Genomic DNA, 13,168 nt, shown 5'->3' with positions numbered 1-13,168 from the left:
CCGCAAGTTGCCCGGCGGCGCGCGAAACAGGGAGGCCGCAGCGTCCCGAACCCCACCTTCGCATGTGAATGTGACAGGAATGCGGCATGCTGTGGTTTCCACACACGCCCTTGCAGCCCCCCCCTGCGACCATGCACCCTGCCCCACCCCGCCACGCGCCCGGCCGCCGAACCCGGGCCCTGCCCAGTTCACTCACAGCACTCGCGGCGCTGGCCGCCATGGCAGCGGCTGCGCCCACCCTGGCGCAGCCACGCGAGGGGGGTAGCCTGGCCCCGGTCGAAGTGCCAGGCCATGCCCAGGCCCAGCGCCGCTTCGACAGCGCGGCCAGCCACTCCAGCGTGCCGGTCGATGGCTTCACGGCCCCCACGCCGCTGGTGCACCTCTCGGAACTGCTCGCCGGCCAGGCCGGCGTGGTGGCGCTGGACCGGCAGAACTATGCGCAGGACCTGCAGATCGCCGTGCGCGGCTTCGGCGCGCGCTCCACCTTTGGCGTGCGCGGGGTGCGCATCCTGGTGGACGGCATTCCCGCCACCATGCCCGACGGTCAGGGCCAGGCGGCCACGGCCCAGTTGCAGTCGGCCGCGCAGGTGGAGGTGCTGCGCGGCCCACTGGCCCAGCTCTACGGCAATGCCGCGGGCGGCGTGCTGCAGGTGAGCACCCGCGAACCGCGCGCGGGCGGCGGTGCACAGGCCTCGGTGGCAGCAGGCTCCTTCGGCCAGCGGCTGGTGGGCGCCTCGTTCGACTTCGGCCAGCCCACCCTGTCGGGCCTGGTGGATGTGTCGCACTTCGAGACCGATGGCTGGCGCGCACACAGCGCCGCGCGGCGCACCCACCTCAACGGCAAGCTGGTGGCACGCCCGGATGCGGACACGAAGATCACCGCCCTGCTCAACCTCTACGACCAGCCCGATGCCCAGGACCCGCTGGGCCTCACGCGCGCGCAGTTCAACGCCAACCCGCGCCAGGCGCCCGACGTGGCCACGGCGTTCGGCACGCGCAAGTCGGTGGCGCAGAACCAATGGGGCCTGGTGTTGGAGCGGCAACTGGGCGCCGCCGACAGCGTGCGCGCCCGCGCCTACGGCGGCAAGCGCGCGCTCACCCAATCCCTGTCGTTCAGCGGCGCGGCCGAGAACAGCGCGGGCGGCGTGGTGGACCTGGACCGCGGCTACCACGGCCTGGGCCTGGCCTGGACGCACAGCGCGAAGATGCCCTCGGGCCTGCCGCTCACCTGGACCCTGGGCGTGGATGCCGACCGCCTCGCGGAACAGCGCCAGGGCTTCGTCAACCAGAACGGCGAGACCGGCGCCCTGCGCCGCAACGAGCGCGACCGCGCCGGCAACACCGACGTCTTCGCCCAGGTGGATGCATGGATCGCACCCACCTGGCGCGCTGTGGCCGGCCTGCGCGCCAGCCGCGTGGACATGCGCGTGAGCGACCACTTCATCACCCCCAGCAACCCCGACGACAGCGGCGCGCGCCGCTGGCGCCAGACCAGCCCGGTGCTGGGCGTGGTCTGGGCCGCCAGCGACCAACTCAACCTGTATGCCAACCTGGGCCGCGGGTTCGAGACCCCGACCCTGGCCGAGATGGCCTACAGCCAGGGCAACACCGGGCCCAACTTCGGCCTGGCCGCCTCGCGCAGCCGACAGATGGAGATCGGCGCGAAATGGCAAGGCGCGGCGCACCGCGTGGAGCTGGCCTGGTTCGATGCACGCAGCCGGGGCGAGATCGTGCCCGCCGCCACGGTCAACGGCCGCACCGTATTCCAGAACGCCGACAACGTGCGCCGCCGCGGGCTCGAACTGGCCTGGAGCGCGCAAACCGGCGCATGGACGCCGCGCGCGGCCTACACCTACCTGGATGCCTTCTTCGGCGATGCCTACACGGGCGCCGGGGGCTCCCGGGTGGGCGCCGGCAACCGCCTGCCCGGCACGGCACGCCATGTGGCGCAGCTGGCATTGGACTATGCGCCCACGGCCGCATGGCAAGTGGGCGCCACGCTCGATGTGTCCGGCAAGGTGTTCGCCAACGACGTGAACACCGAGGCCGCCGCCGGCTTTGCCGTGGTGGGCCTGCGCGCCGGCTACCGCTTCGGCCAGGCCACCGCAGGCCCGCGCTGGCAGGCCTGGGCCCGGCTCGACAACCTGCTGGACCGGCGCCATGCGGGTTCGCTGATCGTGAACGATGGCAACGGCCGATTTTTCGAGCCGGCGGCCGGCCGGCGCCTCATGCTCGGGCTGCGGGCGCAATTCCTGTAGCAAAAATATACGCCTTCTGACTGCTTTTGCAGCCTTTTCCCATATTTTCAGCCCTTTTTCATCCTTTTTCAGCGATCGCGCATCCATGAATCGGGTGTAACACCTGCAACGCCCGGCCGCCAGAGTCCGGGGAGCCGGGCGACATGGGCGAAAATACGCGGTTTTGCCCTCGGGGACCCGTTTCCCGGATGCCGGCCTCCCACCAGGGTTGCAGGCGAAGTGAATGGCTACCCCCGGGATGTATCTGCACCAACGACTCGATAGTTCACGCCTCGTCGTTCTGCTCGCGCAATGGACGCGGGCGGAGCGCGCTCCGGTGCGCCAGGACGTGGCAGAACAACTCGGCCAGTGGCTGAGCGTGGTGGATGCGGTCGAGCTCAACGGCTCGCTGCGTTCGATCGAGACCCATGTGTCCCAGCCCACCACGGGGGAAGGGGCCGCCATCGACACGCAAGCCCTGGAAGAGCTGCTGCACAAGGCCAAGGCCGACCTGACCCGGCTGGCGACCGCCCCTGCCCGCCCGGCCAGGCCGCTGCGCGAACGTGCCGACAACACCCCCGTCGAGCAGCCCGATCCGCAGGCCCAGGCCGATTTTGCGGCCCATGGCCCGCGCTATGCGGAGCAGCAAAAGCAGCTCGACGCCCGCCTGGGCGTCCTGCGCAGCCAGGTGCGCGCGGCCTTGCTCAAGGGGTCGGCGCCCCTGCAGCAACTGGCAGCGCTGGACGGGGTGATGGAGCAGATGCTGGGCGCGCGCGAGCAACGCCTGTGGGCGTCGCTGCCCGGCCACCTGGAGCGGCGCTTCGTGCAATTGCGCAAGGCGCACCAGGCACGGGTGCAGGCCTCGGGCCTGGCCGACGATCCGCTGCGCTGGCGCCAGCCCGGCGGCTGGCTGGCCGGCTTCGAGCAGGACCTGCAGGCCCTGCTGCTGGCCGAGATGCAGGTGCGCCTGCAACCGATCATGGGGCTGCTGGAGGCAGCCCGCAACGAGAACAGTAGAACAGGTAATCAGGAATGAACAAGAGTGTGATGGCCGGCGTGTTTGCAGCCGGCCTGGCAGTGGCGGGATGGGTCGCCTGGGGTTTCGTGGGCACCAGCCCGCTGGCGCTGGCCATGACGGCGGTGATCGCCGCGGTCTACCTGCTCGGCGCCTATGAGCTGATGCAGTTCCGCTCGGCCACCCGTTCGCTGGCGGCCGCACTGGCCGATACGCCGGCCGAGCCCCTGGCCGACCTCGCCCCCTGGCTGGAGCGCCTGCCGGCCGCGCTGCGCCACCCGGTGCGCCAGCGCATCGAGGGCGAGCGCGTGGCCCTGCCCGGCCCGGCCCTGGCCCCCTACCTGGTGGGCCTGCTGGTCATGCTGGGCATGCTGGGCACCTTCCTGGGCATGGTGGTCACCTTCCAGGGGGCTGTGTTCGCACTGGAAGGATCCACCAACCTGGAGGCCATCCGCTCGGCCCTCGCAGCCCCCATCAAGGGCCTGGGCCTGTCGTTCGGCACCTCGGTGGCCGGCGTGGCAACCTCGGCCGCACTGGGCCTGATGTCCGCCATGGGCCGGCGCGAACGCCTGCAGGTGGTGCGCCAGCTCGATGCCCGCGTGGCCTCGGCCTTCCGCAGCTTCTCGCCCGCCCACAAGCGCGACGCCATGTTCGGCGCCCTGCAGGCCCAGGCCCAGGCCATGCCGCTGATCGCCGAGCGCCTGCAGACCCTGATGGAAGGCCTGGAGCGCCGCCACGGCGAACTCAACGAGCGCTTGGCCAACCAGCAGCAGGGTTTTCACCGCGAAGCAGCCACGGCCTACACCGCCCTGGCCAGCACCGTGGGCGCCTCGCTGCAGGACAGCCTGGCCAGCAGCGCCCGCCAGGCGGGCGAGAGCATCCGCCCCGTGGTCGAGCAGGCCATGGCCACGCTCGCCCAGGAAGCCGAACGCTCGCACCAGCGCCTGCGTGACGCCACCGATGCGCAGATGCAGGCCCTGTCTGCCCAATGGGAAGGCACGGCCCGCCAGGTGGCCGCCACCTGGACGGATGCCCTGCAAGGCCACACCCAGGCCCAGGACCGCCTGGTGGCGCAGCTCGACGGCGCCCTGCAGACGGTGACCCAGGGCTTCGAGCAACGCACCGGCACCCTGCTGGGCGCACTCCAGGAGACGGTGGAGCAGTCGCACGCAGCCCAGGCCGCCGCCGACCAGCAGCGCCTTGCGGGCTGGAACCGATCCATGGAGCACACGGCCAGCGCACTCACCGCCGAATGGCAGCGTGCAGGCACCCAGGCCGCCGCACAGCAGCACGAGACAGGCCAGGCCCTGGCCGGCGCGGCGCGGCAGCTCGAACAGTCTCTGCAGACCGCCAGCCAGGCCTTCGATCAGCGCGCAAGCAGCCTGCTCGCTGCGCTGCAGGACACGATCACCCAATCCCATGCCGCCCAGGCAGCCGCGGACCAGCAGCGCGTGGAAGGCTGGAACCGCTCCATGGAGGGCATGGCCGGCACCCTCTCGGCCGAGTGGCAGCGCGCCGGCGCCCAGACTGCCGAGCAGCAGCGCACCGCGGGCCTGGCCCTGGAAGGAGCGGCGGCGCAGCTCGACCGCGCGCTGCAGGCCGCAACCCAGTCCTTCGAGCAGCGTGCCAGCGCATTGCTGGCCTCGCTGCAGGACACCGTGGCGCAGTCGCATGCGGCCCAGGCGGCCGCCGACCAGCAGCGCATGGAAGGCTGGAACCGCTCCATGGAGGGCATGGCCGGCACGCTCTCGGCCGAGTGGCAGCGCGCAAGCGCCCAGACCGCCGAGCAGCAGCGCGCCGTGGGCCAGGCCCTGGAGGGCGCCACAGCGCAGCTCGACCGTGCACTGCAGGCCGCCACCGACGCTTTCGAACAACGCGCCAAGGCCTTGATTGCCACGCTGCAGGACACGGCCACCCAGTCGCGGGCCGCCCAGGCGGCGGACGACCAGCAGCGCATCGAAGGCTGGAGCCGCTCCATGGAAGGCATGGCGGGCACGCTGTCGGCCGAATGGCAACGCGCGAGCACCCAGACCACCGAACAGCAACGCGCGGTGGGCCAGGCCCTGGAGGGTGCAGCCACCCAGCTCGACCGCGCACTGCAGGCCGCCACGCACTCCTTCGAGCAGCGTGCCAACGCCCTGCTGGCTTCGCTGCAGGACACCGTGGCCCAGTCGCACACCGCCCAGGTGCAGGCCGACCAGCAGCGCCTGGAGACCTGGAGCCGCTCCATGGAAGGCATGGCCAGCGCGGTCACGACCGAGCTGCAGCGCGCAGGGTCGCAGGCGGCCGAACAGCAACAGGGCCTGTACCGCACGCTGGAAGGCACGGCCGCCCAGCTCACCGAACGCATGTCGGGCCAAGTGGAGCAGACCCTGGGCAGCACGGCACGCCTGATGGAGCAGTCCGATGCACTGCTGCGCACGCGCGTGGAGGCCGAGGCCCGCTGGGAGCAATCGCAGGGTGAGCGCATGGACAGCCTGGCCAGCGTGTGGCGCAGCGAACTCGCGGCCCTGCGCGACGCCGAGGCCGCCCGCGGCCAGGCCGCGGTGGACCAGCTCGATGCGCTGCAGGCCGCCGTGGCAGAGCACCTGGCCACGCTGGGATCGGCACTCGAAGCCCCGCTCACGCGCCTGCTGCAGACCGCGTCCGACGTGCCCCAGGCCGCGGCCGAGGTCATCACCCAGCTGCGCCAGGAGATGACGCGCCTGGGCGAGCGCGACAACCTGGCGCTGGAAGAGCGCACCGCCATGATGGAACAGCTCTCCACGCTCCTGCACTCCGTCAACGACGCCGCCGCGCAGCAGCGTGCCGCCATCGAATCGCTGGTGGGATCGGCCGCCCAGGTGCTGGAGCAGGCCGGCCAGCAATTCGCCGATGCACTGGGCACCCAGGCCGGCAAGGTGGACGAGGTGGCCACGCACGTGGCCGCCAGCGCCGTGGAGCTGGCCAGCCTGGGCGAGTCGTTCAGCCATGGCGTGGGCCTGTTCACCGCCAGCAACGACAAGCTGGTGCAGGGCCTGCAGGGCATCGAGAGCGCCATTGGCCAGTCCCTGGGCCGCAGCGATGAACAGCTGGCCTACTACGTGGCCCAGGCACGCGAGGTGATCGACCTGAGCATCTCTTCGCAGCAGGGCATCGTCGAAGACCTGCGCCGCCTGCATGGCCAGGCTGCGCAAGGGGCGCCCGCGTGACCGGCTACGACGACACGCTGGACGACGCCACCGAGCAGACCGCCCCGGTCTGGGCCGTGTTCGGCGACCTGATGGCCGGCCTGCTGGGCGCCTTCGTGCTCATCCTCGTGGGGGTGCTGGTGCTGCAGATCGACCTGGCCAACAGCCTGCGCCAGGAAGTGGAGAAGCGCCAGGAGGCCGAGCAGCGCCGCATGTCCCTGGAGAAGGCGCTGGCCGGCCCGCTGGCCAGCGGCCGCGTGACGCTGAACAACGGCCGCATCGGCATCAGCGGCAGCGTGCTCTTCGCCACGGGATCGGCCGAACTGCGCCCCGAGGGCCGCCAGTTGCTGACCAGCCTGGTGCAGCCCCTGCGCGTGTACCTGCGCGAACGCGATGAGATGCTCATGGTGAGCGGCTTCACCGACAACATCCCGCTGCGCAGCGGCGGCGGCCAGCGCTTTGCCGACAACCTGGAGCTGTCGGCCCAGCGCGCGCTCACCGTCACACGCGCCCTGGCCGAAGAAGGCATGCCCTCGTCCCAGGTGTTTGCCGCGGCCTTCGGTGCCGAGCAGCCCGTGGCCGACAACGCCGACGAGAAAGGCCGCGCGCAGAACCGCCGCGTGGAGATGGCCCCGGTACCCCGGGCCACCCAACCCAGCCCCACCACACCCCAATGAACGACGCAAGCGCCTTGTTGGAACCGCTGCGGGCGCAGGGCGCCGAGCACCATGACCCTGCGCGCTTTCGCTACCTGGAGGCGTTGGCCCGGCGCCTGCCAGAGCAGCCGCCGGCCGTGCAGCAACTGCTGCTGCAGCGGCTGGAGGCCGCCGTGGCCGACTATGCCGCCCAGGCCACTGCTGCAGCGGCAGAACCTCCCACCGCCGCGGTGCCCAGGCCGGCCGACGCGCCTGGCTCGCCCCTGGCCCTGCTGAACCGCGAACTCGCCGCACGCGCCCAGGCCGACGCCGAGCAGGTGCGCGCCAGCGAAAGCGCCAGCATGTCGGAGATGAAGAGCGTGCGCCAGTTCAGCGAGGTCTGGTCGAAGATCTCCGCGGAACAGCAGGTCACCCTGGCCCTGAACAAGGCGCCCGAACACGCCGGCCCGCTCAACTCGCACAAGCTCATGCTGCGCTCGCTGGCGCTCATGCGCGGGCTCTCTCCCGACTACCTGCGGCGCTTTCTCTCGCAGATGGACTCGCTGCTCTGGCTGGAGCAGATGAACGCGCATCTGGCGCGCCCGGCACCCCGGGCGCCACGCCCCCAGCGCACTGCCCGCCGGTAGCGGCAGGCCATTGCGGCTACGATGCCCAGCATGGCTTCACGACCCATGCCGGACCACCGCAAGGCACTGCGCGCCATCGCCGCTTTCGAAGCCCTCAAGGGCCTTGCCGCGCTGGTGGCCAGCCTGGGTTTTCTCAGCCTGCTGCACCATGACCTGCACCACATCGTCGCCTCGCTGATCGGGCACATCGGCCTGGCACCCGGCGACCGCTACCCGGCCATGGTGCTCACCGACATCGACCAGTTGGTGCGCGCCGATCTCACCCCCCTGCTGCTGGCTGCGGCGGCCTATGTGCTGGTGCGCTTTGCCGAGGCCTACGGTCTGTGGAAGAACCTCTGGTGGGGCGAGTGGCTGGGCGCGCTCTCGGGCGGGCTGTACATCCCGTTCGAGTTGCGCCACATCGTGCACCACCCCAGTGGGACCGCGGTCGCCGTGGCGCTGGCCAACATCGCCATCGTGGCCTTTTTGGGCACGCAACTGCGCCAGCGCGGCAAGACCCGCGCACCGCCCTGAAAGAACCACGGAGGCGGCCGATCCGGCCCGATGCCCGATGCAAGGTGCTCCGCAGACCATGCCGACCCCAGGGGAAAGCGCCCGGTTGCCAATTAGTCTGGACAAATCCGGTCCGATACCAATAATCGAAGTCCGCACCAGTCTGCACCACACCTTCGGGAGGAGGCCGTCCATGCTGCTCGATATCACCAGTGATCGCTTGCTCAAAGTGCTGGAGGATGGCAAGCCGCTGCCAGGCGCCACGTGCAAAACCTTGCTGCGCCTGGTGTGTGCCCTCGGGCGCGACCGGGGGCTGGCCCTGCTGGACGCCGACGGCACCCTGGTCGACGCATCACCCGGCTTCTGGCAGTTGCTGGCCGAGCCGCCCCCGCCCAGCCTGGGGCTGCGCCTGCAGGAACTCTTTCCGGGCGCCGAGTGGCCCGCAGCAGAGGGCCGCGCCAGCCTGCAGACTCCCTCCCGGTCCGGCGAGATGCTGCACCTGGAGCGGCTGGCGCTGGGCGATGGCAGCCACCTTCTGCTGGTGGAGGCCAACGGCAGGCAGGATGGGCACCCGGACACCGACGCGGCCAAGCTCGCGGCCATCGACCGCACGCAGGCCGTGATCGAGTTCGACCCCGAAGGCAACATCCTCACCGCCAACGCCAACTTCTGCAACACCACCGGCTTCTCGTTCGAGCAGATCGTGGGCAAGCACCACCGCATGTTCTGCCTGCCCGACTTTGCCCAGAGCGAGGCCTATGAACGCTTCTGGCAGGACCTGGGCAAGGGCCTGCCGCAGGCGGGCCAGTTCCAGCGGGTGAAGGCCGATGGCAGCCCCCTGTGGCTGCAGGCCACCTACACCCCCATCGCGGATGCCCAGGGGCGCATCGCCAGGGTGGTCAAGTTTTGCAGCGACATCACGGCCGACAAGCGCCGGGCCCTGGACAACTCCGGGATGATCCGCGCCATAGACCACACCCAGGCCGTCATCGAGTTCGACATGGAGGGCCATATCCGCCACGCCAACACCCGCTTTCTGCAGACCATGGGGTATGGCCTGTCCGAGATACAGGGGCAGCACCACCGCATGTTCTGCCTGCCCGCCTACCGCGAGAGCGCGGAGTACGCCAGCTTCTGGGAGGCCCTGCGCAACGGCGAATCGCGCAGTGGCGAGTTCATGCGCGTGGACAGCAAGGGCCGACCCGTCTGGCTCCAGGCCACCTACACCCCGGTTCCGGACGAGAACGGCCAGCCCTACAAGGTGATCAAGTTTGCCAGCGACATCACGGCCGCCAAGCTCAAGTCCATCGAGGACGATGGCAAGGTCGCGGCCATCGAACGCTCGCAGGGCGTGATCGAGTTCGACCTGCAAGGCAACATCCTGCGCGCCAACCCCAACTTCCTGCAGCTGATGGACTATGCCCTGGACGAGATCCAGGGCCAGCACCACCGCATCTTCGTGCCACGCGACGAGGCCCAGAGCGCGGCCTACCGCGCCTTCTGGCTCAAGCTCGGGCGCGGCGAGTACGAAAGCGGCGAGTACCTGCGCCTGGCCAAGAATGGCCGCGCGGTGTGGATACAGGCCACCTACAACCCCATCCTGGGCGTGGACGGCCTGCCGGTGAAGGTCGTCAAGTACTGCAGCGACGTGACCGATGCCAAGGTCGCGAGCCTGGAGGTGCAGGCACGCATGAACGCGATCTCGGCCAGCAGCTGCGTGCTCGAAATGGACCGGGAGGGCACCATCCTGAACGTCAACCCGCTGATGGAACAGGCCAGCGGCTTCACGCGCAGCGAGATGGTGGGCAAGAAGGAGTCGATGTTCCAGATGCCCGAAGACCTCAACAGCGCCAAGAGCCACGAGGTCTGGAATGCCCTGCGCAGCGGCCGGGCGGTGCGTGAGGAGTTCCGGCGCATGGGGTCGGGCGGGCGCGAAATCTGGTTCTCCGCCAGCCTCAACCCGGTCATGGACCTCGATGGCGCCCTCTCCAAGGTGGTGATGCTGGGCCAGGACGTGACGGCCGACAAGCTGGAGCGGCTGGACGCCGACAGCAAGCTCAAGGCGGTCAGCCGCTCGCAGGCCGTGATCGAGTTCGACCTGGACGGCAAGGTGCTGGGCGCGAACGAGAACTTCCTGAAGCTCATGGACTACCACCTGGACGAAATCCGTGGCCGCCACCACCGCATGTTCGTGGCCCCCGAGCTGGCCAACAGCAGCGAGTACCAGAACTTCTGGGAGCGGCTCGCCCGGGGCGAGTATGAAGCGGGCGAGTACCGGCGCTACGGGCGCGGCGGCAAGGAGGTCTGGATACAGGCCACCTACAACCCGGTGTTCGACCCCAGCGGCAAGCCGGTCAAGATCGTCAAGTTCGCCTACGACGTCACCCACACCAAGCTCAGCAACGCCGAATACGCCGCCAAGATTGCCGCGCTCGACCTGAGCCAGGCGGTCATCGAGTTCGACCTCGACGGCAATGTGCTGCGCGCCAACCGCAATTTCCTCGCGGCCATGGGCTATACGCTGCGCGAGATCCAGGGCCACCACCACAGCATGTTCTGCACCGCGGACTACACCCAGAGCCCCGAGTACCGCGATTTCTGGCTCCGGCTCGGCGAAGGCCAGTTCATCTCCGGGCGCTTTCACCGCGTCGGCAAGTTCGGGCGCGACGTCTGGATCCAGGCCTCCTACAACCCCGTGCGGGACCTGCAGGGCCAGGTGGTCAAGGTGGTCAAGTTCGCCTACGACGTCACGGCCGAGGTCAAGCTCCAGCGCTTCCTGACCGACCAGACCGCCACGCTGTCCACCAGCGCCCAGCAGCTGGAGAGCAGCATCCACACCATCACCCGCAACACAGACCAGGCCACCACCTCGGTCCAGGACACCCGCAAGGCCGCGCAGGCCAGCAGCGATGCGGTCCAGCAGTCCATCGCGGCGATCGGGCAGATCCAGCAAAGCGCAGGCAAGGTGGCCGACATCGTGCGCGTGATCGGCGAAATCGCCAACCAGACCAACCTGCTGGCCTTCAACGCGGCCATCGAGGCCGCGCGCGCGGGCCAGTATGGCGTGGGCTTCTCGGTGGTGGCGGCCGAGGTGCGCAAGCTCGCGGAGCGCAGTGCCAATGCAGCCAAGGAAATCGGCGGTCTGATCGAGTTGTCCAACCAGCACATCGGCACCGGCGCGAACGTGAGCGAGCTTGCAGCCCAGTGTCTTGCGCGCATGGACCAGGGCATCGGCCAGACGGCCGAGCGGGTCGGCGAAATCGCCCAGGCCACGGGCCAGCAGCACGAGGTCGCGGGCGCCGTCTCGGCCTTCGTGCGCGATCTGCGCCAGAGCGCCGCCGGCATGGCCTGATGGGCACCGCCACCTCGCCCTACGGGGTCTTTCGCCTCGGAGCCATGCAGATGGCACTGCACCTCGACGCGTTGCGCGAGGTCGTGCCGCTGGGCCAGCCGATGGCAATTCCGTGCGGCAACCCCGCCATCCTGGGGGCGGTGGACCTGCGCGGGCTGCTGGTGCCGGTGCTGGACCTGCGCCGCCAGTTGAACCAGCCCGCTGGCGACGGTCCGGCCAACGTCGTCATACTGCGCCAGGGCGAGCACCTGCTGGGCCTGCTGGCGGACCAGGTGAGCGGCGTGTTCAGTTGCCCGGACCCACAGCAGCACGCCGTCGACGCGACCAGTGGCCACACAACCCTGCTCAAGGGCAGCTTCCCCCACCCCGAAAACGGCAGCCTCATCAGCGTGCTCGACCCCGCGCGCCTGGCTGCCCTCGCCGACCTGCCCCTGGCCCGCGCCCCCGAGACCGCGGGGGCCGACAGCGCCGACGCCGCCGGATCCGCCCAGACGACCTATGCGCTGCTGATCCAGAGCGCAGGCCTGCACATGGCCCTGTCATCGCGGGTGGTGCACAGTACCGTGCTCAACCCCGACGTGCGCCCCTCGGCACTGAGCGGCGGCTACTGCCACGGCGTCATCGACGTGGCCGGCACCCAGGTGGCCGCCATCGATCTCGCCGCCTTCTGCGGCATGGCCCGGGATGCGGCGCCCGGCACCAGGCGCCAGGCCTTCGTGGTCAACTACGCCAAGGGCCTGCTGGCCTTTCTGGTCGATGCCATCACCGATGTCGTGCCCGCCGACTCCTCGGCCGCGCTCCCCCTGCCGCGCACCGCACTGCCAAGGCCGGAGCTGTTCCTCGGCCTGCTGCCCGCCAGCGCCCTGCAGGACCGCGAAGTGCACGATCCCGACGCCTTCTACCTGCTGCTGGACGACGAGCGGCTTGTGGACCTGGCCGAGCTGGTCCGGTTCGCGGGCCTGCACACCGGCGCCAGCCACCCTGCAGCCCGGCACCGCGCCAGCGAGGCCGGCGCAGGCAGCAACACCCCTGGCGGCAGCGACGGCACACCAGAGAGTGCCCCCGCAGGCAAGCTGCTGTGCTTCGACCTGGGCGGAGCCCCTTCGGCCACCCCGATCGAGCAGGTCAGCGAGATCGTCCCCTGGTCCCGCGGTACGCCGTTGTTCGACAGCGCCGGCCCGGCACTGGGGCTCATGGTCCACCGCGGGCGCGCCATTCCCACCTACAGCCTGGCGGCCTTGCTCGAACGGCCCGCAGCGCCTGCCGCATCGGACGCCAGCGTGCTGGTGGTGGAGCACGGGCACGAGGCCGTCGGTTTCGCCGTGTCCCGGCTGACCGGGATTGACGAGCTCCACTGGATGCCGCGGCAGGACCGCGAGCGCTTCGCCCAACCCGGGCATGCAGGCGACAAACCGCTCTCGACCGAGAGCTGGCAGGCCCGCGCGCTGGTGGCGGACGCCCAGGGGGAGCGCATGCTCACGCTGCTGAACCTGCAGCAACTCGCCCAGAGCCTGCTGATCCCAGGCGGCCATGCCCCTTCTGCGGCAGGACCAGCGCCATAGCGACACCCGCCATGGCCGCAGGCATGGGGCTCAATCGCAAGATGCAAAGAAAAAGGGC

At 70.2% G+C, this 13,168-nt stretch carries 8 protein-coding genes; all 8 read left to right on the top strand.

Going from position 1 to position 13,168, the window contains the following annotated elements; genetic code table 11:
* Positions 1-131: 131 nt before the first annotated feature.
* The 8 genes from HNP48_RS26345 to HNP48_RS26310 all read left to right on the top strand — a co-directional run bounded on the left by HNP48_RS26345 (position 132) and on the right by HNP48_RS26310 (position 13,110).
* The gene (locus HNP48_RS26345) at positions 132-2,258 is read left to right on the top strand and encodes a TonB-dependent receptor (RefSeq protein WP_184862759.1); all 2,127 of its coding nucleotides are present in this window, start codon (positions 132-134) and stop codon (positions 2,256-2,258) included.
* 223 nt (positions 2,259-2,481) lie between these two features.
* Positions 2,482-3,273, top strand: coding sequence for a DUF3348 family protein (locus HNP48_RS26340; protein ID WP_184862757.1), 792 nt, complete (start codon positions 2,482-2,484; stop codon positions 3,271-3,273).
* Positions 3,270-6,443, top strand: coding sequence for a DUF802 domain-containing protein (locus HNP48_RS26335; protein WP_184862755.1), 3,174 nt, complete (start codon positions 3,270-3,272; stop codon positions 6,441-6,443). The genes HNP48_RS26340 and HNP48_RS26335 overlap by 4 nt, the downstream gene beginning before the upstream one ends.
* Positions 6,440-7,099, top strand: coding sequence for an OmpA family protein (locus HNP48_RS26330; protein WP_184862753.1), 660 nt, complete (start codon positions 6,440-6,442; stop codon positions 7,097-7,099). Before HNP48_RS26335 ends, HNP48_RS26330 begins: the two co-directional genes overlap by 4 nt.
* Complete coding sequence (locus HNP48_RS26325; protein ID WP_184862751.1) at positions 7,096-7,704, top strand: DUF2894 domain-containing protein; 609 nt, start codon at positions 7,096-7,098, stop codon at positions 7,702-7,704. Before HNP48_RS26330 ends, HNP48_RS26325 begins: the two co-directional genes overlap by 4 nt.
* Before the next feature lie 30 nt (positions 7,705-7,734).
* Positions 7,735-8,217, top strand: coding sequence for a DUF2127 domain-containing protein (locus HNP48_RS26320; protein ID WP_184862749.1), 483 nt, complete (start codon positions 7,735-7,737; stop codon positions 8,215-8,217).
* A 172-nt stretch (positions 8,218-8,389) separates the two neighbouring features.
* A complete protein-coding gene (locus tag HNP48_RS26315; protein WP_311773862.1) occupies positions 8,390-11,548 on the top strand; it encodes a PAS domain-containing methyl-accepting chemotaxis protein in 3,159 nt (1,052 codons plus the stop codon).
* Positions 11,548-13,110, top strand: coding sequence for a chemotaxis protein CheW (locus HNP48_RS26310; protein WP_184862747.1), 1,563 nt, complete (start codon positions 11,548-11,550; stop codon positions 13,108-13,110). Before HNP48_RS26315 ends, HNP48_RS26310 begins: the two co-directional genes overlap by 1 nt.
* The last annotated feature ends 58 nt before the right edge of the window (positions 13,111-13,168 follow it).

The organism is Acidovorax soli (genome assembly GCF_014207955.1).
GTDB classification, from domain to species: domain Bacteria; phylum Pseudomonadota; class Gammaproteobacteria; order Burkholderiales; family Burkholderiaceae_C; genus Acidovorax; species Acidovorax soli_A.
This window is presented reverse-complemented; position numbering and strand designations above follow the sequence as displayed.

Coding starts and splice junctions, on each gene's coding strand:
- HNP48_RS26345 (WP_184862759.1), top strand. CDS start 132: ATGCACCCTGCCCCACCCCGCCACGCGCCCGGCCGCCGAACCCGGGCC.
- HNP48_RS26340 (WP_184862757.1), top strand. CDS start 2,482: ATGGCTACCCCCGGGATGTATCTGCACCAACGACTCGATAGTTCACGC.
- HNP48_RS26335 (WP_184862755.1), top strand. CDS start 3,270: ATGAACAAGAGTGTGATGGCCGGCGTGTTTGCAGCCGGCCTGGCAGTG.
- HNP48_RS26325 (WP_184862751.1), top strand. CDS start 7,096: ATGAACGACGCAAGCGCCTTGTTGGAACCGCTGCGGGCGCAGGGCGCC.
- HNP48_RS26320 (WP_184862749.1), top strand. CDS start 7,735: ATGGCTTCACGACCCATGCCGGACCACCGCAAGGCACTGCGCGCCATC.
- HNP48_RS26315 (WP_311773862.1), top strand. CDS start 8,390: ATGCTGCTCGATATCACCAGTGATCGCTTGCTCAAAGTGCTGGAGGAT.
- HNP48_RS26310 (WP_184862747.1), top strand. CDS start 11,548: ATGGGCACCGCCACCTCGCCCTACGGGGTCTTTCGCCTCGGAGCCATG.